This window comes from Pseudorhodoferax sp. Leaf265, assembly GCF_001422365.1.
In the GTDB taxonomy this organism is placed as follows: Bacteria; Pseudomonadota; Gammaproteobacteria; order Burkholderiales; family Burkholderiaceae_C; genus Pseudorhodoferax.
Window position 1 is genome coordinate 363811 of sequence record NZ_LMMT01000038.1, and the last position, 24237, is coordinate 388047.

A 24237-nucleotide genomic window follows, 5' to 3' on the forward strand; every position below is an offset into this window, starting at 1 on the left:
GCCTTGGGGTCGCCGCGACACGCCCGCATGTTAAAAGACCACCCTTTTCTCTCTACAGGAGCATGACATGGCGAAGAAGAAGTCCAGCACCACCAAGCTCATCGCACTGCCCACCGGCGGCGCACCCGCGATCAACATCGGCATCAGCGAGAAAGACCGCGAGGCCATCGCCAAGGGCCTGTCGCGCCTGCTGGCCGACACCTACACGCTGTACCTGACCACGCACAACTTCCACTGGAACGTGACCGGTCCCATGTTCAACACGCTGCACGCGATGTTCATGGCCCAGTACACCGAGCTGTGGAACGCCGTGGACCCGGTGGCCGAGCGCATCCGCTCGCTGGGCCACAAGGCGCCGGGCTCCTACGCCCAGTTCGGCGCGCTGACCAGCCTGGCCGATGCGCCGACCGAGCCGCCGGCGGCGCTGGAGATGGTGCGCATCCTGGTCAAGGGCCACGAGGCCGTGGCCCGCACCGCGCGCGAGCTGTTCCCGGTGGCCGACAAGGCCAGCGACGAGCCCACGGCCGACCTGCTGACCCAGCGCCTGACCGTGCACGAGCAGACCGCCTGGATGCTGCGCTCGCTGCTCGAGGAGTAAGTGGCCGCGACCCTGCCAGCGGCGCCCGCGCCCGGGCGGCTGGCGCTGTACCTGGACCTGATCCGCTGGAACCGCCCTGCGGGCTGGCTGCTGCTGCTGTGGCCCTCGCTGGGCGCGCTGTGGATCGCGGCCGGCGGCTTTCCGGGCTGGCACCTGCTGGTGGTGTTCACGCTGGGCACCATCCTCATGCGCAGCGCGGGCTGCTGCGTCAACGACGTGGCCGACCGCGATTTCGACCGCCACGTCAAGCGCACGGCCCAGCGGCCCGTGACCAGCGGGCGCATCTCGCCGCGCGAGGCGCTTGTCTTCGGCGCGGTGCTGGCGCTGGCCGCCTTCGGGCTGGTGCTGACGTTGAACCGTGCCACCATCGCCTGGTCGTTCGCGGCGCTGGCCGTCACACTGGTCTATCCGTTCGCCAAGCGCTACGTGTCCATGCCGCAGGCCGTGCTGGGCGTGGCTTTTTCCTTCGGCATCCCGATGGCGTTCTCGGCCGTGCGCGGCGGGCCGGCCTGGGAGCTGTTCACGGGCAGCGGTGCGTTCAGCCTGCAGGCCGCCTGGGCCAGCGTGCCGCCGCTGGCCTGGCTGCTGCTGCTGGGCAACCTGTTCTGGGTGATCGCCTACGACACCGAGTACGCCATGGTCGACCGCGACGACGATCTCAAGATCGGCATGAAGACCTCGGCCATCACGCTGGGTCGCTTCGACGTGGTGGGCGTGCTGGCGAGCTATGTGCTGTTCCTGGCGATCTGGACGCTGGCGCTGCGCCCGCTGGTGCCGGGCTGGCTGTTCTACGCGGGCATCGTGGCGGCGGCGGCCCAGGTGGTCTGGCACGCCACGCTGATCCACGACCGCACGCGCGAAGGCTGCTTCAAGGCCTTCCGGCTCAACCACTGGCTGGGCTTCGCCGTGTTCGCCGGCATCGTGGCCGGCTACGCGTTGGCCTGATCAGGCCTTGCCGAATTCGTCGCCCAGCTCTCGGGCGCGTTGTTCGGCGGCCTGCATCGCGCGCTCGAAGGCCGGGCCCACGCCGGCTTCCTGCATGGACGTGATGGCCGCATAGGTCGTGCCGCCCTTGGAGGTCACGCGCTGGCGCAGCGTGGCCAACGGTTCGTCGGAGCGGCGCGCGAGTTCCGCGGCGCCCGCGAAGGTGCCGATGGCCAGCTGCTGCGCCTGCGCGGCCGACAGGCCCATGCCGGTTCCGGCCTGCACCATGGCTTCGAGGAAATAGAACACATAGGCCGGACCCGAACCCGACAGCGCGGTCACGGCGTCGAGATGGGCTTCCTGACCCACCCACAGCGCGGCGCCCGTGGTGGCGATGACCTGCTCGATCTGGGCGCGGTCGGCCGCGCTGACCGCGTCGCGTGCGAAGAGGCCCGTCATGCCCAGGCCGACCAAGGCCGGCGTGTTGGGCATGGCGCGCACGATGCGCTCGCTGCCGAGCCAGCGCGCGATGCTGTCGCTGCGGATGCCCGCGGCCACGCTCAGGTGCAGCGCGCCGGCGGCATGGGCACGCACGGGCGCGGCGGCCTCGGCGAACACCTGGGGCTTGACGGCCCAGACCACGAGGCCGGCATCGGCCAGCGCCGGGCCTGCCTGCTCCAGTGCCTGCACGCCGTGGTCGGCCAGCAGCTTGGCACGTGTCTCGGCGAACGGCTCGACCACCTGCACGCGGGCGGCCGGCAGGCCCTGGCGGACCAGGCCGCCGATGATGGCGCTGGCCATGTTGCCGCCCCCGATGAAGGCGATGGTCGTGTCGAGAGAAGTGGACATCACAAGGGTTCCGTGAGGGCGAAGGCCACGAACTGCGTGACCTGCCCGGGGTTGAAGTTGTCGTCGCTGAGCAGCACCAGCGTGCGCTGTGCGGGACGCTCGGCCGTGGCCGGCAGCAGCGGGCCCCAGGCCAGGGATTCGGTATTGTCCAGCCGCGACAGGCCGGGGCCAAGGTAGGCGGACAGATCGGCCACCAGCGTCTTGGCCAGCGGTCGGAAGCGGCCTGGCACGAGTGAGTCCAGCGCCAGCGTGTCGTCGCCGCTGGCCAGGTCCACGCGGTACAGGCGCAGCGTGTTGCCCACGCCCATGGCGTAGGCGCGTTCCAGTACCAGCATGCGCTGCGCGTCCAGCATCAGGATCTCGGAGACACCGTTGTCGGCGAACAGACCTGGCGCCTTGGGCGCCTGCGGTATGGCCTCGGGGACGTAGGCGCGCTGGGCCAGCGCGCGGCCGCTGGCCAGGTCGAACAGTGTGAAGCGGCAGGGGCCGCCGGGCTGTTGCAGCGTGGGCTCGGGGCCGTCCTGCACAAGCGCGTTCTCCATCGCCAGCCAGGCCTGGCGGCCGTCCGGCGTCAGCGCCAGGCCTTCGAAGCCCAGGTTGTGCCGCGGGCCGCGCTGGCCCTGGGGGGCCGGTGCGAAGTGGGGCGGCAGCGCGAAGCTGCGCAGCAGCCGGCCCTCGCGCGTGGACTCGTGCAAGGACGGGCCCACGCCGCGGCGCACATCGCCTTCGGTGGACCACAGCACGCTGCCGGTGGCCGGCCGCCAGCGGATGGCTTCGGCATCGGGGCGCGCGGGCGCGTCCAGCCGCACCGCCTCCAGCAGCTCGGGCGGGCCCAGCCGCTCGGCCGTGAGCGGCAGGTGCAATGTGTAGAAGCGCGCATCGCTTGGGTCGTCGCTGATGGCCACCCAGAGGTCTTGCGCGGGGTCGTAGTCCAGGCCTGAGAGGCCGCCGACCGTGCTGCCGCCAAAGCGCAGGCGGTGCGCCAGCGTGGCTTCGCCGATCAGGCGCAGGCCCGGGTTGCGGGCCGCGGCCGGTGCGACGGCGTGGCCGCAGGCGGCGAGCGCCAGGCCGGCGCAGACGCCGAGCAGCAGATGGCGGCGGGGCAGGGGGCGGGCGGGCGGCATCGGCCCGCGAGTCTACGCGGCCGTGGCCTGGCGCACGGCGTGTTCCCAGGCCTGCATGCGCTCGGCTGCCTGGGGGCGCGATAGCGTGGGCAGGAAGCGCCGCTCCACGCGCCACAGGCTGGCCAGTTCGTCGCGGCCGGCGAACACCCCCGTGGCCAGCCCGGCCAGGTAGGCCGCGCCCAGCGCCGTGGTCTCGGTCACGGCCGGTCGCAACACGGGAATGCCGAGCAGGTCGGCCTGGAACTGCATGAGCATGTCGTTGACGGCGGCGCCGCCGTCCACGCGCAGTTCGGCCAGCGGTGGCGCGCCGGCTGCCACGGCGTCGCGGCTCATGGCTTCCAGCAAGGCTGCACTCTGGTAGGCGATGCTCTCCAGCGAGGCGCGTGCGATGTGGGCCAGCGTGCTGCCGCGCGACAGGCCCGTGATGGTGCCGCGCGCATCGGGCTGCCAGTAGGGCGCGCCCAGGCCCGTGAACGCCGGCACCACCATCACGCCGCCCGCATCCGGCACGCTTTGCGCGAGGGCCTGCACCTCGCCGCTGCTCTCGATGGCGCGCAGGCCGTCGCGCAGCCACTGCACGACGGCGCCGCCGACGAACACGCCACCTTCCAGCGCGTACTCGGGGCTGGCATCGGTCTGCGCCGCGCTGGTGGTGATGAGGCCGTTGCGCGAATGCAGGAACGACGACCCGGTGTTCATGAGCATGAAACAGCCCGTGCCGTAGGTGTTCTTGGCCAGGCCGGGTGTGAAGCAGGCCTGGCCGAACAGCGCGGCCTGCTGGTCGCCGGCGATGCCGGCGATGGGCACAGCCTGGCCCAGCAGGGCGGCATCGGCTTCGCCGAACAGCGCGCTGGAAGGGCGCACCTCGGGCAGCAGCGCGGCGGGGATGTCCAGCAGCGCCAGCAGTTCGTCGTCCCAGGCGTTGCGGTGCACGTCGAACAGCATGGTCCGCGCTGCGTTGCTCACGTCGGTGGCGTGCACCCGGCCACCGGTCAGCTGCCAGACCAGCCAGCTGTCCACGGTGCCGAAGGCCAGTTCGCCGGCCTCGGCCTGGGCCTGGGCGCCGGGCACGTTGTCGAGCAGCCAGCGCAGCTTGGTGGCCGAGAAGTAGGCGTCGATCAGCAGCCCCGTGCGCTGGTGCACGAGGTCGGCCGCGCCCTGCGCGCGCAGTTGCGCACACAGCGGCTCGCCGCGCCGGTCCTGCCAGACGATGGCGTGGTGCACGGGCTGGCCGGTCTTGCGGTTCCACAGCACCGTGGTCTCGCGCTGGTTGGTGATGCCCAGCGCGCGCACCTCGCGCGCCGCCAGGCCGGCCTTGGCCAGCGCCTCGCGCGCCGTGGCCAGCTGCGTGCTCCAGATCAGCAGCGGGTCGTGCTCGACCCAGCCCGGCTGCGGGTAGATCTGCGGCAGCTCCTGCTGCGCGCTGGCCACGACCTGGCCGCGGGCGTCGAACACGATGCTGCGCGAACTCGAGGTGCCCTGGTCCAGGGCGAGCAGGTAGGTCATGGACTGTCTCCGTTGTCAGTGGCGCCCGGCCGCTCCGAAGCCGCTGACGCGCCCCTTCGGGGGCAGCGGTACGCGAAGCGATGAGCGTGGGGGCTTTCTATCAGGTCGCAACGTGGCAGCGTACCTGAGCGTCGTGCAGCAGTGCAGGGAACGGTTCGGGGACGGGCGCGTCGGTGAACAGCCGGTCGATGCCCGACAGCCGCGCCACCTCGACCATGGCCGGCCGGTTGAACTTGCTGTGGTCGGCCGCCAGCCAGACCTCGCGTGCGTGGGCCATGATGGCCTGCGAGACCTTGACCTCGCGGTAGTCGTAGTCGCGCAGCGTGCCGTCGGCCTCGATGCCCGAGATGCCGACCAGCGCGATGTCGACCTTGAACTGGCGGATGAAGTCGATCGCCGCTTCGCCGACCACGCCGCGGTCGCGTCCGCGCAGCACGCCACCGGCCACGATCACCTCGCACTGCGGGTTGGCCGATAGCGTCAGCGCCACGTTGAGGTTGTTGGTGATCACGCGCAACCCGGTGTGGCGCAGCAGCGCCTGGGCGATGGCCTCGGTCGTCGTGCCGATGTTGAGGATCAGCGAGCAGTCGTTGGGCACCTCGCGCGCCACGGCCTGGGCGATGCGCGCCTTGCCTTCGGCGTGCAGCGTCGTGCGCTGCTGGTGCGCGATGTTCTCGGTGGTGGAACTGGGCACGCGCACGCCGCCGTGGAATCGCGTCAGCAGGCCCTCGTCGGCCAGGCGCTGCACATCGCGGCGCATGGTCTGCAGCGTCACGCCCAGCGTGGCGGCCAGCTGGTCCAGCATCACCGAGCCCTGGGCCTGCACGGCTTGCAAGAGCAGCATCTGGCGCGGATTCGGGCTCATGGAAGGGGAGGAGGGGCGCAAACGGACATGGGCGGGAGGACTTTAAAGCGAAAAAAAAGGAAAGCGCTCAAGGGTTTGCACCGAGCAAATCGCACTACATGCGAACAATAATTCTCAAAACCGAACACGCAGAGCGGAACGAGTTCACGCTTTGCACAGGAGACGCGCCGCATGCAGTTGTCGCTGGAGCAGATCAGCAAGAAGGTCGGGCCCGAGACCTGGCTGCATGCCATGAGCCTGGCGCCGCAGCCCGGCGCGGTGACCGTGCTGCTGGGTGCCACGCAGGCCGGCAAGACCAGCCTGATGCGCATCATGGCCGGGCTGGACGTGCCCAGCCAGGGCACCGTGCGCGTCGACGGCGCCGACGTCACCGGCCGGCCCGTGCGCGAGCGCAACGTGGCCATGGTCTACCAGCAGTTCATCAACTACCCCTCGATGACGGTGCGCGACAACATCGCCTCGCCGCTCAAGCTGCGCGGCGCGCCCGACACCGCTGCGCGCGTGCAGGCGCTGGCCGCCAAGCTGCACATCGAGATGTTCCTGGACCGCTACCCGGCCGAGCTGTCGGGCGGCCAGCAGCAGCGCGTGGCGCTGGCGCGCGCGCTGGCCAAGGCCGCGCCGCTGATGCTGCTGGACGAGCCGCTCGTGAACCTGGACTACAAGCTGCGCGAGGAGCTGCGCGACGAACTGGGCGCGCTGTTCGCGGCCGGCGATTCCACCGTCATCTACGCCACCACCGAGCCCGGCGAGGCGCTGCTGCTGGGCGGCTACACGGCCGTGCTCGATGCCGGTGAGCTGTTGCAGTACGGGCCGACGGCCGAGGTCTTCCACCGCCCGCAGTCGCTGCGCGTGGCGCGTGCCTTCAGCGATCCGCCGATGAACCTGGTGGCGGGCACGGTCACGGCCGGCGGCGTGCAGTTGCAGGGCGGCCCGGTGTTGGCGCTGGAGGGCGCGGCCGTGCCCGCCGGCGCGCTGACGGTGGGCGTGCGCGCCAACGCGCTGCGGCTGCAGGCGCAGCCGGGCGATGCGGCCTTGCCGGGCCGCGTGGAGCTGGCCGAGATCTCGGGCTCCGACACCTTCGTGCACGTGGAGACGCCCGTGGGCGAACTGGTCGCGCAGCTGACGGGCGTGCATGCCTTCGCCATCGGTACGGCGCTGACGCTGCACCTGAGTCCGGCGCAGGCCTACCTGTTCGACGCGCAGGGCGCCCTGCTGCGCGCCCCGGCGCGGCGCGAGGGTGTTCGCTGATGGCCCGCATCGCACTCGACCTGGCGCACGCCTACCGCGCCGACCCGCAGCAGGACAGCGACTACGCGCTGCTGCCCTTGCAGATGGTGTTCGAGGACGGCGGCGCCTATGCGCTGCTCGGCCCCTCGGGCTGCGGCAAGACGACCATGCTCAACATCATCTCGGGCCTGCTCCAGCCCTCGCAGGGCACGGTGCTGTTCGACGGACGCGACGTGACGCGCGCCACGCCGCAGCAGCGCAACATCGCCCAGGTGTTCCAGTTCCCGGTGGTCTACGACACCATGACGGTGGCCGAGAACCTGGCCTTCCCGCTGCGCAACCGCAACGTGCCGCAGGCACAGATCGACCAGCGCGTGGGCCAGATCGCCGAGATGCTGGAGATGAGCGGGCAGCTCAACCAACGCGCGGCCAACCTGTCGGCCGATGCCAAGCAAAAGATCTCGCTGGGCCGTGGGCTGGTGCGCCCCGACGTGTCGGCCGTGCTGTTCGACGAGCCGCTGACCGTGATCGACCCGCATCTGAAGTGGCAGCTGCGGCGCAAGCTCAAGCAGATCCACCGCGAGCTGAAGCTCACGCTGATCTATGTCACGCACGACCAGGTCGAGGCGCTGACGTTCGCCGAGCAGGTCGTGGTCATGACGCGCGGGCGCGCCGTGCAGACCGGCTCGGCCGCGGCGCTGTTCGAGCGGCCGCGCCACACCTTCGTGGGCAACTTCATCGGCTCGCCCGGCATGAACTTCCTGCCAGCCGAGGCGGTGGACGGCGTGCTGCGGATCGCCGGCCGCGCGCTGCCGCTGCCGCCTGGGTTGCCCAGCGGCGCCTTGAAGTTGGGCGTGCGCCCCGAATACCTGCGGCTCGCCACGGCCGAAGCCGCCGGCGCGCTGCCGTTCACGGCCGACAAGCTGCAGGACCTGGGCACGCACGTGATGCTGACGGCCAATGCGGCCGACCAGGTGGTGAAGGCCCGACTCGGCCCCGATGCCGCGCTGCCCCGGGTGGGCGAGCGCGTCTGGCTGCAGGTGCTGGGCACCCACACCTGCTTCTACCGCGACGAGGAACTTGTGGAGCCTGCACCATGACCACCAAGCCCGTGAACCAGAAGGCCTGGCTGCTCGTGCTGCCGGTGCTGGTCTGCGTCGCGTTCTCCGCCATCGTGCCGCTCATGACGGTGGTGAACTACTCGGTGCAGGACATCATCTCGCCCGAGCGCCGCGTGTTCGTCGGCACGGAGTGGTTCGCCGCAGTCATGCGCGACGAGGAGCTGCACGGCGCGCTGGCGCGCCAGCTCGGCTTCTCGCTGGCCGTGCTGCTGGTGGAGCTGCCGCTGGGCGTGCTGCTGGCGCTGTCCATGCCGGCCACAGGCTGGAAGGCGTCGGCCGTGCTGGTCATTGTGTCGCTCTCGCTGCTGATCCCCTGGAACGTGGTCGGCACGATCTGGCAGATCTTCGGGCGGGCCGACATCGGCCTCATGGGCGCGGCGCTGCAAGGCCTGGGCATCGACTACAGCTACACCGGCAACGCCACGCACGCCTGGTTCACCGTGCTGCTGATGGATGTGTGGCACTGGACGCCGCTGGTCGCGCTGCTCGGTTACGCCGGGTTGCGCTCCATCCCCGACGCCTACTACCAGGCCGCGCGCATCGACGGCGCCAGCAAGTTCGCGGTGTTCCGCTACATCCAGCTGCCCAAGATGCGCGGCGTGCTGATGATCGCGGTGCTGCTGCGCTTCATGGACAGCTTCATGATCTACACCGAGCCCTTCGTGCTGACCGGTGGTGGGCCGGGCAACGCGACCACGTTCCTGTCCCAGTACCTCACGCAGAAGGCCGTGGGCCAGTTCGACCTGGGGCCGGCAGCGGCCTTCTCGCTGATCTACTTCCTCATCATCCTGCTGCTGTGCTTCATGCTCTACAACTGGATGCAGCGCGTGGGCACCGAGGAGAAGGAGGGCGACCATGCATGAGTCCCGCTTCCAGAAGAGGACGCTGTTCCTCTGGCTCTACCTGGTCTTCGCGCTGGTGCCCATCTACTGGATGGTCAACATGTCGTTCAAGACCAATGCAGAGATCCTGTCCAGCTTCTCGCTGGTGCCGCGCGCGTTCACCTGGGACAACTACCGCACCATCCTGACCGACCCGTCCTGGTACAGCGGCTACATCAACAGCCTGATCTACGTGGGCATCAACACCGTGGTCTCGCTGGCGGTCGCGCTGCCTGCTGCCTACGCGTTCTCGCGCTACAGCTTCCTGGGCGACAAGCATGTGTTCTTCTGGCTGCTGACCAACCGCATGACGCCGCCGGCGGTGTTCCTGCTGCCCTTCTTCCAGCTGTACACCACGGTGGGCCTCATGGACACGCACCTGGCCGTGGCGCTGGCGCACCTGCTGTTCAACGTGCCGCTGGCGGTGTGGATTCTGGAAGGCTTCATGAGCGGCATTCCGCGCGAGATCGACGAGACGGCCTACATCGACGGCTACAGCTTCCCGCGCTTCTTCCTGACCATCTTCCTGCCGCTGATCAAGGCCGGTGTGGGCGTGGCGGCCTTCTTCTGCTTCATGTTCAGCTGGGTCGAACTGCTGCTGGCGCGCACGCTGACCAGCGTGAACGCCAAGCCCATCGTGGCGACGATGACGCGCACGGTGTCGGCCTCCGGCATGGACTGGGCGACGCTGGCCGCGGCGGGCGTGCTGACCATCGTGCCGGGCGCGATCGTGATCTGGTTCGTGCGCAACTACATCGCCAAAGGTTTTGCGATGGGGAGGGTCTGAGCATGTTCGAGTGGATGGCCTGGACGTTGCCGGTCGCGGTGTTCTTCTGCTGCATCGTCGCGATGCTGGTCGGCATGACGCTGTGGGAGCTCAAGTCGCCGACCACGCTGCGGCGCGGCTTCCTGCCGATCGCCACCACGCGCGGCGACCGGCTGTTCATCGGCCTGCTGTCGGCGGCCTATGTGAACCTGGCCTTCGTTGGCCTCTCGGGCAAGTTCGCCGAGTGGTTCGGCCTGGAGGCCGATCCATCGATCTGGATCAGCTTCATCGCGTCCATGCTGTTGCTGGCCTTTGTGATGCGCAAGGGGTGAGGGTTCGAGGATTCGGCTTGCTGCCCCCGGTAGCCGAGCGTTGTGTGAGCCAGGGGGTTCTATGAGGAGACAAGTCATGCAATTGCGATATTCCGTCCTGGCCGTTGCTGCCGCCTGCGCGGTGATGGGCCATGCCGTGGCCGGCGAGGCCGAGGCCAAGAAGTGGATCGACGCCGAGTTCCAGCCGTCCACGCTGAGCAAGGAGCAGCAGATGGCCGAGATGAAGTGGTTCATCGACGCCGCCAAGAAGCTGCAGGAGAAAGGCGTCAAGGAGATCTCCGTGGTCTCCGAGACCATCACCACGCACGAGTACGAGAGCAAGACGCTGGCCAAGGCCTTCGAGGAGATCACCGGCATCAAGGTCAAGCACGACCTGATCCAGGAAGGCGACGTGGTCGAGAAGCTGCAGACCTCCATGCAGTCGGGCAAGAGCATCTACGACGGCTGGGTCAGCGATTCGGACCTGATCGGCACGCACTACCGCTACGGCAAGATGATGAACCTGACCGACTACATGGCCGGCGCGGGCAAGGAGTGGACCAACCCGGGCCTGGACATCAAGGACTTCATCGGCACCAGCTTCACGACCGCGCCGGACGGCAAGCTCTACCAGCTGCCCGACCAGCAGTTCGCCAACCTGTACTGGTTCCGCGCCGACCTGTTCGCGCGCCAGGACTTGAAGGACAAGTTCAAGGCCAAGTACGGCTACGACCTGGGCGTGCCGCTGAACTGGAGCGCCTACGAGGACATCGCGGCCTTCTTCAGCGAGGACGTGAAGACCATCGACGGCAAGCCGATCTACGGCCACATGGACTACGGCAAGAAGGACCCGTCGCTGGGCTGGCGCTTCACCGACGCCTGGCTGTCCATGGCCGGCACGGCCGACATTGGCATCCCGAACGGCAAGCCGGTGGACGAGTGGGGCATCCGCGCCAGCGCCGATGGCTGCACGCCGCTGGGAGCCTCCGTTTCGCGCGGCGGCGCCACGAACTCGCCGGCCGCGGTCTACGCGCTGACCAAGTACGTGGACTGGATGAAAAAGTACGCGCCCAAGGAAGCCACGGGCATGACCTTCGGCGAGAGCGGCCCGGTGCCGGCCCAGGGCCAGATCGCGCAGCAGATCTTCTGGTACACGGCCTTCACGGCCGACATGGTCAAGCCCGGCCTGCCCGTCGTGAACGCCGACGGCACGCCCAAGTGGCGCATGGCGCCCGGCCCGAACGGTCCGTACTGGAAGCAGGGCATGCAGAACGGCTACCAGGACGTGGGCTCGTGGAGCTTCTTCAACGGGCACGACGCCAACCGGACGGCCGCCGCCTGGCTCTACGCCCAGTTCGTGACGGCCAAGACCACCTCGCTCAAGAAGACCATCGTCGGCCTGACGCCGATCCGCGAGTCCGACATCCGCAGCCAGGCCATGACCGACATGGCGCCCAAGCTGGGCGGCCTGGTCGAGTTCTACCGCAGCCCCGCGCGCGTGGCCTGGACGCCGACCGGCACCAACGTGCCCGACTACCCCAAGCTGGCCCAGCTCTGGTGGAAGAACGTGGCCGTGGCCGTCACCGGCGAGAAGACGCCGCAGCAGGCCATGGACAACCTGGCCGAGGAGATGGACCAGGTCATGGCGCGGCTGGAGCGCGCCGGCATGGCCAAGTGCGCGCCCAAGCTGAACAAGAAGGAAGACCCGAAGAAGTGGCTCACCGACAAGGGCGCGCCGTGGGCCAAGCTGGCCAACGAGAAGCCCAAGGGCGAAACCATCGCCTACGACACGCTGCTCAAGGCCTGGAAGGACGGCAAGGTTCGATAATCGGCCGCGCGCCGTGATCCCGGCGCGCCACAGGGCCGCGCTGCGCCACCAGCGCCGGGCGCGGCCCCGCCATCCGATGAGCTCCAACCCTTCTTCCCCTCAGCCCACCGAGCGTGCTGCGTTGTTCGCGGCACTCGCCGCTGCGCCGGCCTTCGACATCGCCATCGTCGGCGGTGGCGCCACCGGCCTGGGTGTGGCCGTGGACGCGGCCTCGCGCGGGCTGCGCACGCTGCTCGTGGAGTCGCACGACTTCGCCAAGGGCACGTCCTCACGTGCCACCAAGCTCGTGCACGGCGGCGTGCGCTACCTGGCCCAGGGCAACGTGGGCCTGGTGCGCGAGGCGCTGCACGAGCGCACCACGCTCTTGCACAACGCGCCGCACCTGGCCCAGCCGCTGGCCTTCGTGATGCCTTGCTACGCGCTGTGGGAAGGGCCGTTCTACGGCGCCGGCCTCAAGGCCTACGACTTGCTGGCTGGCGACGCGGGGCTGGGTTCCACGCGCTTCCTGTCGCGCGCCAGCGTGCAGTCGGCCCTGCCCAACATCCGGTCCCAGGGCCTGAAGGGCGGCGTGCTGTACTGGGACGGCCAGTTCGACGACGCGCGCCTGGCGCTGGCGCTGGCGCGCACGGCGGCCCGGCACGGCGCGCTGGCCATCAACTACTGCGCCGCCACTGGCCTCGTGCACGAAGGCGGCAAGGTCGTCGGCCTGACGCTGGAGGACCGCGAGACCGGTGCCGTCCATGAAGTGCGGGCCGGCTGCGTGGTCAACGCCACGGGCGTCTGGGTCGACCAGCTGCGCGCCCAGGACGCCCAGGCGCTGGCACGGCCGGTCACGCCCATCGTCGCGCCCAGCCAGGGCGTGCATGCCGTGGTCGACCGCTCCTTCATGCCGACCGACCACGCGCTGCTGGTGCCGAAGACGGCCGATGGCCGGGTGCTGTTCGCCGTGCCCTGGCTCGGCAAACTGGTCCTGGGCACGACCGACACGCCACGCCAGGACCTGCCCTACGAGCCGCGCCCCTTCGCCGAGGAGCTGGACTTCATCCTGCGCGAATCGGCCCGCTACCTGGCCCGCCCGCCCACGCGCAGCGACATCCTGAGCTGCTGGGTCGGCCTGCGCCCGCTGGTCAAGCCGTCTGGCGACGATGCGGCGACCAAGAAGATCAGCCGCGAGCACACGGTGCAGGTCAGTGCCAGCGGCCTGGTCACCGTGACCGGTGGCAAATGGACGACCTACCGGGCCATGGCCGAAGACGTGTTGCAACAATGCTACGCACGCCAGTTGCTGCCCGGCCAGGCGCCGTGCCGCACCCAGCGCCTGCGGCTGGTCGGCGCCGACGACCGGCTGCCGCAGGACCGCCCGCCGATGAGCGCGCCGCAGGGCCGCCAGGGCTATGGCAGCGACTGGCAGACCGTGGCCTCCACCCCAGGAAGTGAGCGCATGCTCGGCTCCGGCGTCAGCGAGGCCATGGTGCGCTTCGCTGCGCGCCATGAGTACGCGCGCACGGTGGAGGATGTGCTGGCCCGGCGTGTGCGCCTGTTGTTCCTGGACGCCCGCCAGGCTGCAGCGCTGGCACAGCCGGTCGCCGAGATCCTGCTGGACGAGGGCTGCCCGGCTCCCGAGGCCGAGGCCTTCCTGGCCCTGGCGCAGTCCTACCTGCCCGACGCGCGGACCTGATCGCACAGCCCACTTGACACGGCGCGTCAGCGCCAACATAATTGCGGGCTTCGCCTTAAAAAGCGATGAGTTTCTTGCCCAAACGTGAGCGCTCCGAGTGGTTCGGGGTGTGAGCGACGGGCCCAAGACTGACCAGGCGGGTTGCAGGTTTCGGGGTTGTCCCGGCGCCGCGGCCCTTCCGGTACAAGTTGGGAATAAGCTAAATGATCCAAACTGAATCCCGGCTGGACGTGGCCGACAACACGGGTGCGAAGTCCGTCCTGTGCATCAAGGTGCTCGGCGGCTCCAAGCGCCGTTACGCCAGTGTCGGCGACATCATCAAGGTGAGCATCAAGGAAGCCGCTCCCCGCGGTCGCGTCAAGAAGGGCGAGATCTACAGCGCCGTCGTGGTGCGCACCGCCAAGGGCATCCGCCGCGGTGATGGCTCGCTCGTCAAGTTCGACGGCAATGCCGCCGTGCTGCTCAACGCCAAGCTGGAGCCGATCGGCACCCGCATCTTCGGACCCGTGACGCGCGAACTGCGTACCGAGAAGTTCATGAAGATCGTGTCCCTGGCCCCCGAAGTTCTGTAAGAGGACACCATGAACAAGATTCGCAAGGGCGACGAAGTGATCGTGCTGACCGGGCGCGACAAGGGCAAGCGCGGCAAGGTGTTGCTGCGTTCGGACGACTCGCATGTGCTGGTCGAGGGCATCAACCTCGTCAAGAAGCATGTCAAGCCGAACCCCATGAAGGGCACCACCGGCGGCATCGTGGAAAAGGGCATGCCCATCCACCAATCCAACGTGGCGATCTTCAACGCCGCAACCGGCAAGGCTGACCGCGTGGGCATCAAGCTGTCCGCAGACGGCAAGACGCGCACCCGCGTGTTCAAGTCCAGCGGCGAAGAAATCAAGGTGGCATGACCATGGCACGACTGCAAGAACACTACCGCGACAAGGTCGCTCCCGAGCTGACCGCCAAGTTCGGCTACAAGTCGCCGATGCAGGTCCCGCGCCTGACCAAGATCACGCTGAACATGGGCGTGAGCGAGGCCGTCGCCGACAAGAAGATCATGGACAACGCCGTCGGCGACCTGACCAAGATCGCCGGCCAGAAGCCCGTCGTGACCAAGGCCAAGAAGGCCATCGCCGGCTTCAAGATCCGCGAAGGCCAGGCCATCGGCGCCATGGTCACGCTGCGCGGCGTGAAGATGTACGAGTTCCTGGACCGCTTCGTCACCGTGGCCCTGCCGCGCGTGCGTGACTTCCGTGGTATCAGCGGCCGCGCCTTCGACGGCCGTGGCAACTACAACATCGGCGTCAAAGAACAGATCATCTTCCCCGAGATCGAGTACGACAAGGTCGACGCCCTGCGCGGCCTGAACATCAGCATCACCACGACGGCCAAGACCGACGAAGAGTGCAAGGCACTGCTCGCCGGCTTCAAATTCCCGTTCAAGAACTGAGGACAGATCCATGGCCAAAAAAGCTTTGATCGAACGCGAACTGAAGCGGGACCGTCTGGTTGCCAAGTACGCAGCCAAGCACGCCGAGCTCAAGGGCATCGCCAACAGCGCCAAGCACAGCGAAGAAGAGCGCGATGCCGCGCGCCAGACGCTGCACAAGCTGCCGCGCAACGCGAACCCCACGCGCCAGCGCAACCGCTGCGAAATCACGGGTCGCCCGCGTGGCACCTTCCGTCAATTTGGTCTGGCCCGCGCCAAGATCCGCGAACTGGCTTTCGCGGGCGATATCCCCGGCGTGACCAAGGCCAGCTGGTAAGCAGGCAGGAGATTCGAAATGAGCATGAGTGATCCGATCGCCGATCTGCTGACCCGCATCCGCAACGCGCAGATGGTGTCCAAGACCACGGTGACGTTGCCTTCTTCCAAAGTGAAGATCGCCATCGCCCAGGTCCTGAAGGACGAGGGCTACATCGACGGTTTCCGCGTCGTCCAGGACGGCAACAAGTCCGAGCTGGAAATCGCACTGAAGTACTACGCCGGTCGCCCCGTGATCGAGCGCATCGAGCGCGTGAGCCGTCCCGGCCTGCGCGTCTACAAGGGCCACGACGCCATCCCCCAGGTCCAGAACGGTCTGGGCGTGGCCATCGTGACGACGCCCAAGGGCGTCATGACCGACCGCAAGGCGCGCGCATCCGGTGTGGGTGGCGAAGTTCTTTGCTACGTCGCCTAAACCGGCAGCCAGGAGAAAGAGCAAATGTCTCGAGTAGGTAAAGCGCCGGTGTCCATTCCCGCGGGTGTGGACGTGGCGGTCAAAGACGACCAGATCAGCGTCAAGGGTTCCGGCGGCCAGCTGTCGCTGACCCAGAACCGTCTGGTCACGGTGAAGAGCGAAGGCGGCAAGCTGAGCTTCACGCCGATCGACGAATCGCGCGAAGCCAATGCCATGAGCGGCACCATGCGTCAGCTGGTGAACAACATGGTCGTCGGCGTCAGCAAGGGCTTCGAGAAGAAGCTGACCCTGATCGGCGTGGGCTACAAGGCCCAGGCCCAGGGCGCCAAGCTGAACCTGGCTGTCGGCTATTCGCACCCCGTCAATGTGGACATGCCCGCCGGTATCACGGTGGCCACGCCCGCTCCCACGGAAATCGTGATCAAGGGTGCCGACCGCCAGCGCGTCGGCCAGATCGCCGCCGAGATTCGTGCCATCCGTCCGCCCGAGCCCTACAAGGGCAAGGGCATCCGCTACGCGGACGAGAAGGTCACGATCAAGGAAACGAAGAAGAAGTAAGGGGCAGCATGATGTTGACCAAGAAAGAACAACGTCTGCGCCGCGCGCGTCAGACCCGTATCCGGATCGCCACGCAAGGTGTTGCACGCCTGACCGTGAACCGTACCAACCTGCACATCTACGCCGCGGTCATCTCCGGCGACGGTGCCAAGGTGCTGGCCTCCGCTTCCACGCAGGAAGCCGACGTGCGCAAGGAACTGGGCGCCTCGGGCAAGGGTGGCAATGCCGCCGCTGCCACGGTGATCGGCAAGCGCATCGCCGAGAAGGCCAAGGCTGCTGGTGTCGAGAAGGTCGCCTTCGACCGCTCCGGCTTCGCCTACCACGGCCGCGTCAAGGCTCTGGCCGACGCAGCCCGTGAAGCCGGCTTGCAGTTCTAAAGAGATCGGAATCCATCATGGCAAGAATGCAAGGGAAGATGCAGGGCAAGGCTGAAGGGCCTGAGGACGGCCTGCGCGAGAAGATGATCGCGGTCAACCGCGTCACCAAGGTGGTGAAGGGTGGCCGTATCCTCGGTTTCGCCGCACTGACCGTGGTTGGCGACGGCGACGGCCGCGTCGGCATGGGCAAAGGCAAGTCCAAGGAAGTGCCTGCTGCCGTGCAAAAGGCGATGGACGAAGCCCGTCGCAACATGCTCAAGGTCACGCTGAAGAACGGCACCGTGTTCCATACGGTCCATGGCCACCATGGCGCTGCCCGCGTCATGATGAGCCCGGCTCCCAAGGGTACCGGCATCATCGCCGGCGGCCCGATGCGCGCCGTCTTCGAAGTGCTGGGCATCACCGACGTCGTGGCCAAGAGCCATGGCTCGTCGAACCCGTACAACATGGTGCGTGCAACGCTGGACGCGCTGCGCAACTCCACCACGCCGGGCGACGTTGCCGCCAAGCGTGGCAAGACGGTCGAAGAGATCTTCGGCTGAGCGAGGGACTGAACATGTCTACCGAACAAACCGTCAAGGTGCAACTGGTGCGCAGCCCCATCGGCACCAAGGAATCCCACCGCGCCACCGTGCGTGGTCTGGGCCTGCGCAAGCTCAACAGCGTGAGCGAACTGAAGGACTCTCCCGAAGTGCGCGGCATGATCAACAAGATCGCCTACCTGGTGAAGGTCCTGTAAGAGGAACGACGATGGAACTCAACAGCATCCAACCCGCCGCAGGCGCCAAGCATGCCAAGCGCCGTGTCGGCCGCGGCATCGGCTCCGGCCTGGGCAAGACCGCAGGCCGCGGTCACAAGGGCCAGAAGTCGCGCTCCGGTGGCTACCACAAGGTCGGTTTCGAGGGCGGTCAAATGCCCATGCACCGTCGCCTGCCCAAGCGTGGCTTCAAGTCGCACCTGCTGCAATTCAACGCCGAGGTCACCCTCGCCGCACTGGAGAAGCTGGGCGCCGCTGAAGTCGACGCGCTGACGCTGAAGCAAGCCGGGCTGATCGCCCAGCAAGCCAAGGTCGTCAAGGTCATCGGCACGGGCAAGCTGACGCTGGCCGTGAAGCTGACCGGCATCGGTGCCACCGCATCTGCCAAGGCTGCGATCGAAGCAGCCGGCGGCAGCCTGGCCTGATCCACAGGTCGTGAACGAGGATCTGCCTGGTGGCCACTAGTTCGGCAAACATCGCAAAGACGGGCAAGTTCGGCGACCTGCGTCGCCGGCTGGTCTTCTTGCTGCTGGCGCTGGTTGTCTACCGCATCGGGGCACACATCCCGGTGCCGGGCATCAACCCGGATCAGCTGCGTCAGTTGTTCAGCGGCCAGCAAGGCGGCATCCTGAACCTGTTCAACATGTTCTCGGGCGGGGCGCTGTCGCGCTTCACCGTGTTCGCGTTGGGGATCATGCCGTACATCTCGGCGTCGATCATCATGCAGCTGGCGACCTACGTCGTGCCGACCTTCGAGCAACTGAAGAAGGAAGGCGAGGCCGGTCGTCGCAAGATCACGCAGTTCACGCGCTACGGCACTCTGGGCCTGGCCCTGTTCCAGTCGCTGTCGATCGCGATTGCGCTGGAAAGCTCGGCTGGCCTGGTGATCTCGCCCGGCTTCGGCTTCCGCATGACGGCCGTCGTGAGCCTGACGGCAGGCACGATGTTCCTGATGTGGCTGGGTGAGCAGATCACCGAGCGTGGTCTGGGCAACGGCATCTCGATCCTGATCTTCGCCGGCATCGCAGCCGGTCTGCCGAGTTCCATCGGCGGGCTGCTCGAGCTGGTGCGCACGGGTGCGATGAGCATCATCGTGATGCTGCTGATCGTGGTGGTGGTGGCTCTGGTCACCTACTTCGTGGTGTTTGTGGAACGCGGCCAGCGCAAGATCCTCGTGAACTATGCGCGGCGCCAGGTCGGCAACAAGGTCTATGGCGGGCAATCGTCCCACCTGCCCCTGAAGCTGAACATGGCCGGTGTGATTCCGCCGATCTTCGCGTCGTCCATCATCCTGCTGCCGGCAACGGTGGTGGGCTGGATGAGCTCAGGTGGTGAGGGCTGGTTCTCCCGTCTGCTGCGCGATGCCGCAGCGACGCTGAGCCCGGGCCAGCCGGTCTACGTGATGTTCTACGCCGCGGCGATCGTGTTCTTCTGCTTCTTCTACACGGCGTTGGTGTTCAACAGCCGCGAGACGGCGGACAACCTGAAGAAGAGCGGCGCGTTCATTCCTGGCATCCGCCCGGGTGAGCAGACCGCACGCTACATCGACAAGATCCTGCTGCGACTGACGTTGGCTGGTGCCATCTACATCACCTTCGTCTGCCTGCTGCCGGAGTTCCTGATCCTGAAGTACAACGTGCCGTTTTACTTCGGAGGCACGTCGCTGCTGATCATCGTGGTGGTCACCATGGACTTCATGGCCCAGGTGCAGAACTACATGATGTCGCAACAGTACGAGTCGTTGCTCAAGAAGGCGAACTTCAAGGGCGGTTGAGATTGGCAAGTCGCGACGATGCGACGCCAGAGGTGACGGTCGAATTGACGCCTTACGACCTGTCGCATGCGTGGAGAGTGTTCCGCGCCAATGGGTTGGAATGGCTAAACAGTTTTAGGAGAGAGTTATGAGAGTTTCGGCTTCGGTCAAGAAAATCTGCCGCAACTGCAAGATCATCCGTCGCAACGGCGTGGTCCGCGTGATCTGTACCGATCCGCGTCACAAGCAGCGCCAAGGCTGACCAGATTTAAGAGGACGTTATGGCACGTATTGCTGGTATCAACATTCCGCCGCACAAGCACGCCGAGATTGGCCTGACCGCGATTTTCGGCATCGGCCGCACCCGCGCGCGCCAGATCTGCGAAGCCTGCGGCATCGACTACGCGAAGAAGGTCAAGGACCTGACGGACGCCGATCTGGAAAAGATCCGCGACCAGATCGCTGCATTCACGATCGAGGGTGACCTGCGTCGTGAAACGACGATGAACATCAAGCGCCTGATGGACATCGGCTGCTACCGCGGCTTCCGCCATCGCCGCGGCCTGCCCATGCGCGGCCAGCGTACGCGCACCAACGCCCGTACCCGCAAGGGTCCGCGCAAGGCCGCCCAGGCCCTGAAGAAGTAAAGAGATTGAGAGATCACCATGGCTAAGCAACCGTCGAACAACGCCGCCCAGCGCGTGCGCAAGAAGGTCCGCAAGAACGTCTCCGACGGTGTTGCGCACGTGCACGCTTCCTTCAACAACACCATCATCACGATCACCGATCGCCAGGGCAACGCCCTGTCGTGGGCATCGTCGGGTGGCCAGGGCTTCAAGGGCTCGCGCAAGTCCACGCCGTTCGCTGCCCAGGTGGCATCGGAAGTCGCCGGCCGCGCGGCCATGGAGCAGGGCATCAAGAACCTGGACGTCGAGATCAAGGGTCCCGGCCCCGGTCGCGAATCCTCGGTTCGTGCACTCGGTGCGCTGGGCATCCGCATCACGTCGATCTCCGACGTGACGCCGGTCCCGCACAACGGCTGCCGCCCGCAAAAGCGCCGCCGCATCTGAGCGGCTCACGCTTCTCTCATAAGCCCACCGCCGTCGGCATCTGACCGACGGCTCCTGCCGCATGCCGCGGCAGCAGTTGATTCAAAGGACACACCAAGTGGCACGCTATCTCGGCCCCAAGGCCAAACTTTCCCGCCGCGAAGGCACCGACCTGTTCCTGAAGAGCGCCCGCCGCTCCATCAGCGACAAGGCCAAGTTCGACTCCAAGCCTGGCCAGCATGGCCGCACGTCCGGCTCGCGCACCAGCGACTACGGTCTGCAACTGCGTGAAAAGCAGAAGGTCAAGCGCATGTACGGCGTGCTGGAGAAGCAATTCCGCCGCTACTTCGAAGAAGCCGACCGCCGCCGTGGCAACACGGGTGCCAACCTGCTGTCGCTGCTGGAATCGCGTCTGGACAACGTGGTCTACCGCATGGGCTTCGGCTCCACGCGCGCAGAAGCACGCCAGCTGGTCTCGCACAAGGCCATCACCGTGAACGGCAAGAGCGTGAACATCGCTTCCTACTCGGTCAAGGTCGGTGACGTGGTCGCCGTGCGCGAGAAGTCCAAGAAGCAGAACCGCGTCGTCGAAGCGCTGCAACTGGCCCAGCAAGTCGGTATCCCGGCCTGGGTGGAAGTCAGCCTGGACAAGGCCGAAGGCACCTTCAAGAAGACGCCGGACCGCGACGAGTTCGGTGCCGACATCAACGAATCGCTGATCGTCGAACTGTATTCGCGCTGATCGGCGCGACGCATCGAGCGAATTATTCCTGGGCCCGCACGCACGCGGGCCTAGGCACTTCACCAGCCTTACCGGTGTAACGAGCTGGGGGTATTGAGAGGAAGCTGCATGCAAACCAATCTGCTGAAACCCAAAGCCATCAATGTGGAGCAACTTGGCCCGAACCGGGCCAAAGTTGCTTTGGAGCCGTTCGAGCGCGGCTACGGTCACACGCTGGGCAACGCGCTGCGCCGAGTCCTGCTGTCCTCGATGGTGGGCTATTCGGCAACCGAGGTCACCATTGCCGGCGTGCTGCACGAGTACTCGTCCATCGACGGTGTCCAGGAGGATGTGGTCAACATCCTGCTGAACCTCAAGGGCGTGGTGTTCAAGCTGCACAACCGCGACGAAGTCACGCTGAGCCTGCGCAAGGACGGCGACGGCGTCGTCACGGCCGCCGACATCCAGACGCCCCACGACGTCGAGATCATCAACCCTGAGCATGTCATCGCCACGCTGTCGCAAGGCGGCAAGCTGGACATGCAGATCAAGGTTGAAAAGGGCCGCGGCTACGTGCCGGGCAGCATGCGCCGCCATGGCGACGAGCAGACCAAGTCGATCGGCCGCATCGTGCTGGACGCTTCGTTCTCGCCCGTCAAGCGCGTGAGCTACACGGTCGAAAGCGCCCGTGTCGAGCAGCGTACCGACCTGGACAAGCTGGTCGTCGAGATCGAGACCAACGGTGCCATCACCGCCGAAGACGCCGTGCGCGCCTCGGCCAAGATCCTGGTCGAGCAACTGGCCGTGTTCGCACAGCTGGAAGGCAGCGAGCTGGCTGCGTTCGACGCACCGGCACCGCGCGGCAATGCGCAGTTCGACCCGATCCTGCTGCGCCCTGTCGACGAACTCGAACTGACGGTGCGTTCGGCGAACTGCCTGAAGGCCGAAAACATCTACTACATCGGCGACCTGATCCAGCGCACGGAAAACGAGCTGCTGAAGACGCCGAACCTGGGCCGCAAGTCCTTGAACGAAATCAAGGAAGTGCTGGCCTCGCGTGGCCTGACCCTGGGCATGAAGCTGGAAAGCTGGCCGCCCGCAGGTCTGGACAAGCGATAATCTTTTCCCCCCTCAACCTGGTGAACGGGCGGTACCTGACACGGCCGCCCTGATCGATAAAGAAAGGAAATCACCATGCGCCACGGACACGGACTCCGCAAACTCAACCGCACCAGCTCGCACCGCCTGGCGATGCTGCGCAACATGATGAACTCGCTCATCGAGCACGAAGTCATCAAGACCACGGTCCCCAAGGCCAAGGAATTGCGCCGCGTCGTCGAGCCGATGATCACGCTGGCCAAGGAAGCCACGGTGGCGAACCGCCGTCTGGCGTTCGACCGCCTGCGCAGCCGCGACAGCGTCGTCAAGCTGTTCGACGAACTGGGCCCGCGCTTCAAGGCACGTCCCGGCGGCTACACGCGCATCCTGAAGATGGGCTTCCGCGTCGGCGACAACGCGCCCATGGCGCTGGTCGAGCTGGTGGACCGCGCTGAAGTTTCTGAAGAAGTTTCTTCCACTGAAGAGACGAAGGCGTAAAAATACGCTATACTTGCTGTCTTGCCGCGCGATGGAGCAGTCTGGTAGCTCGTTGGGCTCATAACCCAAAGGTCGGAGGTTCAAATCCTCCTCGCGCAACCAAATAAGAAGAAGTGCTGACAAGCACTTACGAAGCCCGCTCAATGCGGGCTTCGTCGTTTCTGGATGGCCATGGCCCATCTGTGGCCCACGTATGGCCCACACGGTGGCCCAGCATCTACCGATCCGCGGCTGTCTTGACCGTTGGGGTGCTGGCCCATGGGGCTTTTCGTTCCTCGCGATTTTTTTGGTTCACCGGGCCGGACTGGAGGACGAGTGTGCGCTCCGTGGAGAGGTCAGCGTTTGCCACAGACTGAAGCCAGGCAGTCAGCACGGTTGGTGCTTGGTGGTTGTGTCGCTGGCGCCCTAGAGGAAGGGAACTCCGCGAACCAGTGATTTCCCATCACGCCGCTGGTCTCGCGCAGATGCAACTATCCGGCGCTGCCTTAGTTATTGCCTTTGATCATTCAGCAATCGGAATGGGCGCTATCCTCAATCTCCATGGCAAGAGAAGAGGGAGAAAGCATGGAGTGGAACGAGGGCCGCCCCTTTCAGGCGCTAGCACTGACTGGCGGAGGCTACCGAGGCCTGTTCACGGCGCGCGCGCTGCAGGAGATGGAGGAGCACATCAACGAGCCCATCGGCCGTCGTTTCGACCTTTCCTATGGCACCTCGATCGGCGGCATCATCGCGCTGGCCGTGGCCTTCGAGGTCCCCATGCAGAAGGTGGTCCAGGCCTTCGAGAAATCGGGCGAGAAGATTTTTCCGCCGCGCGTCAAGCCCACGGGCAAGATCGGCAAGGGCATGGACATCTGGCGTCACTGGAGCCAGCCTCGATACCGGTCACAGGCCCTGCGGGACGTGATCACGAGCCTCATTCCTGAGGATGCAACCTTGAACGACGCCAAACACGCTGTCGGCATCCCCGCGGTCAACGTCACAAGCGGTCGCCCGCAGGTTTTCAAGACCCGGCACAAGGAGGAGTGGACGCGCGATTGGAAATACAAGGTGGTGGACGTAGCTCTGGCCACCTCGGCTGCCCCGACGTTCTTCGAGCTGGCGGAACTCGATGGTCAGCGCTACGCCGATGGCGGGTTGTACGCCAACGCGCCGGACCTGCTGGCGCTTCACGAAGCCGAGCACTTCTTCGGTGTCCGCACCGAAGCCGTTCGCATCCTCAGCGTCGGCACGACGACCAACATGTACTCGTTGTCCTTTGAGTCCGGCCGCGGGCTGGGCATCCAAGGCTGGATGGATGACAACCGGCTCTTCTCCGTCACGATCTCGTCGCAGCAGCAACTGGTGGACCAACTGATGCAGCACAAGCTGAAGGACCGGTATTTCCGGCTTGACGCTCAGCCATCCAACGAGCAGGCCAAAGACCTGGGGCTCGACGTCGCAACCGAGGCGGCGCGGCGCACGCTGATGGCATTGTGTTGATTTCCACGTATTCCTGACCCACCATTTCCATCGAACTTTGACCCACCCTGGATAGAGCCCAGCAGGGCTCACGGTGTGGATAACTTCTTGGT

The 24237-nt window shown here is 66.5% G+C and carries 31 protein-coding genes and 1 tRNA gene; 28 read left to right on the plus strand and 4 right to left on the minus strand.

Features of this window, described 5'->3' with window-relative positions; all coding sequences use genetic code 11:
- Positions 1-67: 67 nt before the first annotated feature.
- Positions 68-598 (plus strand): Dps family protein, encoded by a 531-nt coding sequence (locus ASF45_RS28840; RefSeq protein WP_056671694.1) that lies wholly within the window; start codon positions 68-70, stop codon positions 596-598.
- Entirely contained in the window at positions 599-1543 is a 945-nt protein-coding gene (ubiA, locus tag ASF45_RS28845) for a 4-hydroxybenzoate octaprenyltransferase (RefSeq protein ID WP_056671697.1), read from the plus strand. It begins immediately after the preceding gene.
- Here ubiA and proC read toward each other — a convergent pair whose 3' ends face one another.
- The 4 genes from proC to ASF45_RS28865 all read right to left on the minus strand — a co-directional run bounded on the left by proC (position 1544) and on the right by ASF45_RS28865 (position 5866).
- Positions 1544-2371 (minus strand): pyrroline-5-carboxylate reductase, encoded by an 828-nt coding sequence (gene proC / locus ASF45_RS28850; RefSeq protein ID WP_056671700.1) that lies wholly within the window; start codon positions 2369-2371, stop codon positions 1544-1546.
- A complete protein-coding gene (locus ASF45_RS28855; protein WP_082551335.1) occupies positions 2371-3495 on the minus strand; it encodes an esterase-like activity of phytase family protein in 1125 nt (374 codons plus the stop codon). The genes proC and ASF45_RS28855 overlap by 1 nt, the downstream gene beginning before the upstream one ends.
- A gap of 12 nt (positions 3496-3507) precedes the next feature.
- A complete protein-coding gene (gene glpK / locus ASF45_RS28860; RefSeq protein ID WP_056671704.1) occupies positions 3508-5001 on the minus strand; it encodes a glycerol kinase GlpK in 1494 nt (497 codons plus the stop codon).
- A gap of 100 nt (positions 5002-5101) precedes the next feature.
- Positions 5102-5866 carry a DeoR/GlpR family DNA-binding transcription regulator gene (locus tag ASF45_RS28865; RefSeq protein WP_056671707.1) on the minus strand — a complete coding sequence of 255 codons (765 nt, stop codon included), beginning with the start codon at positions 5864-5866 and terminating at the stop codon, positions 5102-5104.
- Between the two features lie 171 nt (positions 5867-6037).
- On the opposite strand from ASF45_RS28865, the gene ASF45_RS28870 reads away from it, so the two are divergent.
- The 26 genes from ASF45_RS28870 to ASF45_RS28990 all read left to right on the plus strand — a co-directional run bounded on the left by ASF45_RS28870 (position 6038) and on the right by ASF45_RS28990 (position 24145).
- Positions 6038-7114, plus strand: a complete 1077-nt coding sequence (locus tag ASF45_RS28870) for an ABC transporter ATP-binding protein (protein ID WP_056671711.1) — start codon at positions 6038-6040, stop codon at positions 7112-7114.
- Positions 7114-8193 (plus strand): ABC transporter ATP-binding protein, encoded by a 1080-nt coding sequence (locus ASF45_RS28875; RefSeq protein WP_056671714.1) that lies wholly within the window; start codon positions 7114-7116, stop codon positions 8191-8193. Before ASF45_RS28870 ends, ASF45_RS28875 begins: the two co-directional genes overlap by 1 nt.
- Positions 8190-9077: a carbohydrate ABC transporter permease gene (locus ASF45_RS28880; protein WP_056671717.1), complete on the plus strand. Its 888-nt coding sequence runs from the start codon at positions 8190-8192 to the stop codon at positions 9075-9077. The genes ASF45_RS28875 and ASF45_RS28880 overlap by 4 nt, the downstream gene beginning before the upstream one ends.
- Entirely contained in the window at positions 9070-9882 is an 813-nt protein-coding gene (locus tag ASF45_RS28885) for a carbohydrate ABC transporter permease (RefSeq protein WP_056671720.1), read from the plus strand. The genes ASF45_RS28880 and ASF45_RS28885 overlap by 8 nt, the downstream gene beginning before the upstream one ends.
- 2 nt (positions 9883-9884) lie before the next feature.
- On the plus strand, positions 9885-10193 hold the full coding sequence (locus tag ASF45_RS28890; protein ID WP_056671723.1) for a DUF2160 domain-containing protein: 309 nt from the start codon (positions 9885-9887) through the stop codon (positions 10191-10193).
- A gap of 76 nt (positions 10194-10269) precedes the next feature.
- The gene (locus ASF45_RS28895) at positions 10270-12000 is read left to right on the plus strand and encodes an ABC transporter substrate-binding protein (protein ID WP_056671726.1); all 1731 of its coding nucleotides are present in this window, start codon (positions 10270-10272) and stop codon (positions 11998-12000) included.
- A 76-nt stretch (positions 12001-12076) separates the two neighbouring features.
- Positions 12077-13678 (plus strand): glycerol-3-phosphate dehydrogenase/oxidase, encoded by a 1602-nt coding sequence (locus tag ASF45_RS28900; protein ID WP_056671729.1) that lies wholly within the window; start codon positions 12077-12079, stop codon positions 13676-13678.
- A 203-nt stretch (positions 13679-13881) separates the two neighbouring features.
- Positions 13882-14250 (plus strand): 50S ribosomal protein L14, encoded by a 369-nt coding sequence (gene rplN, locus ASF45_RS28905; protein WP_056671732.1) that lies wholly within the window; start codon positions 13882-13884, stop codon positions 14248-14250.
- Positions 14251-14259: 9 nt separating this feature from the next.
- Positions 14260-14583 carry a 50S ribosomal protein L24 gene (rplX, locus tag ASF45_RS28910; protein WP_056671735.1) on the plus strand — a complete coding sequence of 108 codons (324 nt, stop codon included), beginning with the start codon at positions 14260-14262 and terminating at the stop codon, positions 14581-14583.
- A 2-nt stretch (positions 14584-14585) separates the two neighbouring features.
- A complete protein-coding gene (gene rplE, locus ASF45_RS28915) occupies positions 14586-15125 on the plus strand; it encodes a 50S ribosomal protein L5 (protein WP_056671738.1) in 540 nt (179 codons plus the stop codon).
- 10 nt (positions 15126-15135) lie between these two features.
- Complete coding sequence (gene rpsN / locus ASF45_RS28920; RefSeq protein WP_056671740.1) at positions 15136-15441, plus strand: 30S ribosomal protein S14; 306 nt, start codon at positions 15136-15138, stop codon at positions 15439-15441.
- 18 nt (positions 15442-15459) lie between these two features.
- Entirely contained in the window at positions 15460-15855 is a 396-nt protein-coding gene (gene rpsH, locus ASF45_RS28925; protein WP_056671743.1) for a 30S ribosomal protein S8, read from the plus strand.
- A 24-nt stretch (positions 15856-15879) separates the two neighbouring features.
- The gene (gene rplF, locus ASF45_RS28930) at positions 15880-16413 is read left to right on the plus strand and encodes a 50S ribosomal protein L6 (protein WP_056671746.1); all 534 of its coding nucleotides are present in this window, start codon (positions 15880-15882) and stop codon (positions 16411-16413) included.
- Positions 16414-16424: 11 nt separating this feature from the next.
- Entirely contained in the window at positions 16425-16790 is a 366-nt protein-coding gene (gene rplR, locus ASF45_RS28935) for a 50S ribosomal protein L18 (RefSeq protein WP_056671883.1), read from the plus strand.
- Positions 16791-16807: 17 nt separating this feature from the next.
- Complete coding sequence (gene rpsE / locus ASF45_RS28940) at positions 16808-17332, plus strand: 30S ribosomal protein S5 (protein ID WP_056671748.1); 525 nt, start codon at positions 16808-16810, stop codon at positions 17330-17332.
- A gap of 14 nt (positions 17333-17346) precedes the next feature.
- The gene (gene rpmD / locus ASF45_RS28945; protein ID WP_056671752.1) at positions 17347-17529 is read left to right on the plus strand and encodes a 50S ribosomal protein L30; all 183 of its coding nucleotides are present in this window, start codon (positions 17347-17349) and stop codon (positions 17527-17529) included.
- 11 nt (positions 17530-17540) lie between these two features.
- Complete coding sequence (gene rplO / locus ASF45_RS28950; protein WP_056671755.1) at positions 17541-17972, plus strand: 50S ribosomal protein L15; 432 nt, start codon at positions 17541-17543, stop codon at positions 17970-17972.
- Between the two features lie 29 nt (positions 17973-18001).
- Entirely contained in the window at positions 18002-19321 is a 1320-nt protein-coding gene (gene secY / locus ASF45_RS28955) for a preprotein translocase subunit SecY (protein WP_056671758.1), read from the plus strand.
- A 127-nt stretch (positions 19322-19448) separates the two neighbouring features.
- Positions 19449-19562, plus strand: a complete 114-nt coding sequence (gene rpmJ / locus ASF45_RS34845; RefSeq protein ID WP_006297867.1) for a 50S ribosomal protein L36 — start codon at positions 19449-19451, stop codon at positions 19560-19562.
- Positions 19563-19581: 19 nt separating this feature from the next.
- On the plus strand, positions 19582-19947 hold the full coding sequence (gene rpsM / locus ASF45_RS28960; RefSeq protein WP_056671761.1) for a 30S ribosomal protein S13: 366 nt from the start codon (positions 19582-19584) through the stop codon (positions 19945-19947).
- An 18-nt stretch (positions 19948-19965) separates the two neighbouring features.
- Positions 19966-20370 carry a 30S ribosomal protein S11 gene (gene rpsK / locus ASF45_RS28965; protein WP_056671764.1) on the plus strand — a complete coding sequence of 135 codons (405 nt, stop codon included), beginning with the start codon at positions 19966-19968 and terminating at the stop codon, positions 20368-20370.
- A 97-nt stretch (positions 20371-20467) separates the two neighbouring features.
- The gene (gene rpsD / locus ASF45_RS28970; RefSeq protein ID WP_056671766.1) at positions 20468-21091 is read left to right on the plus strand and encodes a 30S ribosomal protein S4; all 624 of its coding nucleotides are present in this window, start codon (positions 20468-20470) and stop codon (positions 21089-21091) included.
- A 108-nt stretch (positions 21092-21199) separates the two neighbouring features.
- Positions 21200-22189 carry a DNA-directed RNA polymerase subunit alpha gene (rpoA, locus tag ASF45_RS28975; RefSeq protein ID WP_056671768.1) on the plus strand — a complete coding sequence of 330 codons (990 nt, stop codon included), beginning with the start codon at positions 21200-21202 and terminating at the stop codon, positions 22187-22189.
- 75 nt (positions 22190-22264) lie between these two features.
- Complete coding sequence (rplQ, locus tag ASF45_RS28980) at positions 22265-22666, plus strand: 50S ribosomal protein L17 (protein ID WP_056671771.1); 402 nt, start codon at positions 22265-22267, stop codon at positions 22664-22666.
- Between the two features lie 25 nt (positions 22667-22691).
- Positions 22692-22768, plus strand: a tRNA-Met gene (locus tag ASF45_RS28985).
- Between the two features lie 462 nt (positions 22769-23230).
- On the plus strand, positions 23231-24145 hold the full coding sequence (locus ASF45_RS28990; RefSeq protein WP_056671774.1) for a CBASS cGAMP-activated phospholipase: 915 nt from the start codon (positions 23231-23233) through the stop codon (positions 24143-24145).
- Positions 24146-24237: the final 92 nt, after the last annotated feature.

Excerpts from the sequence above, each read along its gene's own strand:
- ASF45_RS28855 (WP_082551335.1), bottom strand. The coding sequence starts at position 3,495 with ATGCCGCCCGCCCGCCCCCTGCCCCGCCGCCATCTGCTGCTCGGCGTC.
- rplE (WP_056671738.1), top strand. The coding sequence starts at position 14,586 with ATGGCACGACTGCAAGAACACTACCGCGACAAGGTCGCTCCCGAGCTG.
- ASF45_RS28880 (WP_056671717.1), top strand. The coding sequence starts at position 8,190 with ATGACCACCAAGCCCGTGAACCAGAAGGCCTGGCTGCTCGTGCTGCCG.
- rpoA (WP_056671768.1), top strand. The coding sequence starts at position 21,200 with ATGCAAACCAATCTGCTGAAACCCAAAGCCATCAATGTGGAGCAACTT.
- ASF45_RS28840 (WP_056671694.1), top strand. The coding sequence starts at position 68 with ATGGCGAAGAAGAAGTCCAGCACCACCAAGCTCATCGCACTGCCCACC.
- rpmD (WP_056671752.1), top strand. The coding sequence starts at position 17,347 with ATGTCTACCGAACAAACCGTCAAGGTGCAACTGGTGCGCAGCCCCATC.
- rpsE (WP_056671748.1), top strand. The coding sequence starts at position 16,808 with ATGGCAAGAATGCAAGGGAAGATGCAGGGCAAGGCTGAAGGGCCTGAG.
- rpsH (WP_056671743.1), top strand. The coding sequence starts at position 15,460 with ATGAGCATGAGTGATCCGATCGCCGATCTGCTGACCCGCATCCGCAAC.
- proC (WP_056671700.1), bottom strand. The coding sequence starts at position 2,371 with ATGTCCACTTCTCTCGACACGACCATCGCCTTCATCGGGGGCGGCAAC.
- ASF45_RS28875 (WP_056671714.1), top strand. The coding sequence starts at position 7,114 with ATGGCCCGCATCGCACTCGACCTGGCGCACGCCTACCGCGCCGACCCG.
- ASF45_RS28890 (WP_056671723.1), top strand. The coding sequence starts at position 9,885 with ATGTTCGAGTGGATGGCCTGGACGTTGCCGGTCGCGGTGTTCTTCTGC.
- glpK (WP_056671704.1), bottom strand. The coding sequence starts at position 5,001 with ATGACCTACCTGCTCGCCCTGGACCAGGGCACCTCGAGTTCGCGCAGC.
- rpsM (WP_056671761.1), top strand. The coding sequence starts at position 19,582 with ATGGCACGTATTGCTGGTATCAACATTCCGCCGCACAAGCACGCCGAG.
- rpsK (WP_056671764.1), top strand. The coding sequence starts at position 19,966 with ATGGCTAAGCAACCGTCGAACAACGCCGCCCAGCGCGTGCGCAAGAAG.
- ASF45_RS28900 (WP_056671729.1), top strand. The coding sequence starts at position 12,077 with ATGAGCTCCAACCCTTCTTCCCCTCAGCCCACCGAGCGTGCTGCGTTG.
- ASF45_RS28895 (WP_056671726.1), top strand. The coding sequence starts at position 10,270 with ATGCAATTGCGATATTCCGTCCTGGCCGTTGCTGCCGCCTGCGCGGTG.
- rpsN (WP_056671740.1), top strand. The coding sequence starts at position 15,136 with ATGGCCAAAAAAGCTTTGATCGAACGCGAACTGAAGCGGGACCGTCTG.
- rplF (WP_056671746.1), top strand. The coding sequence starts at position 15,880 with ATGTCTCGAGTAGGTAAAGCGCCGGTGTCCATTCCCGCGGGTGTGGAC.
- rplX (WP_056671735.1), top strand. The coding sequence starts at position 14,260 with ATGAACAAGATTCGCAAGGGCGACGAAGTGATCGTGCTGACCGGGCGC.
- ASF45_RS28885 (WP_056671720.1), top strand. The coding sequence starts at position 9,070 with ATGCATGAGTCCCGCTTCCAGAAGAGGACGCTGTTCCTCTGGCTCTAC.
- rplR (WP_056671883.1), top strand. The coding sequence starts at position 16,425 with ATGTTGACCAAGAAAGAACAACGTCTGCGCCGCGCGCGTCAGACCCGT.
- rplO (WP_056671755.1), top strand. The coding sequence starts at position 17,541 with ATGGAACTCAACAGCATCCAACCCGCCGCAGGCGCCAAGCATGCCAAG.
- rplQ (WP_056671771.1), top strand. The coding sequence starts at position 22,265 with ATGCGCCACGGACACGGACTCCGCAAACTCAACCGCACCAGCTCGCAC.
- rplN (WP_056671732.1), top strand. The coding sequence starts at position 13,882 with ATGATCCAAACTGAATCCCGGCTGGACGTGGCCGACAACACGGGTGCG.
- ASF45_RS28865 (WP_056671707.1), bottom strand. The coding sequence starts at position 5,866 with ATGAGCCCGAATCCGCGCCAGATGCTGCTCTTGCAAGCCGTGCAGGCC.
- ASF45_RS28870 (WP_056671711.1), top strand. The coding sequence starts at position 6,038 with ATGCAGTTGTCGCTGGAGCAGATCAGCAAGAAGGTCGGGCCCGAGACC.
- ASF45_RS28990 (WP_056671774.1), top strand. The coding sequence starts at position 23,231 with ATGGAGTGGAACGAGGGCCGCCCCTTTCAGGCGCTAGCACTGACTGGC.
- rpmJ (WP_006297867.1), top strand. The coding sequence starts at position 19,449 with ATGAGAGTTTCGGCTTCGGTCAAGAAAATCTGCCGCAACTGCAAGATC.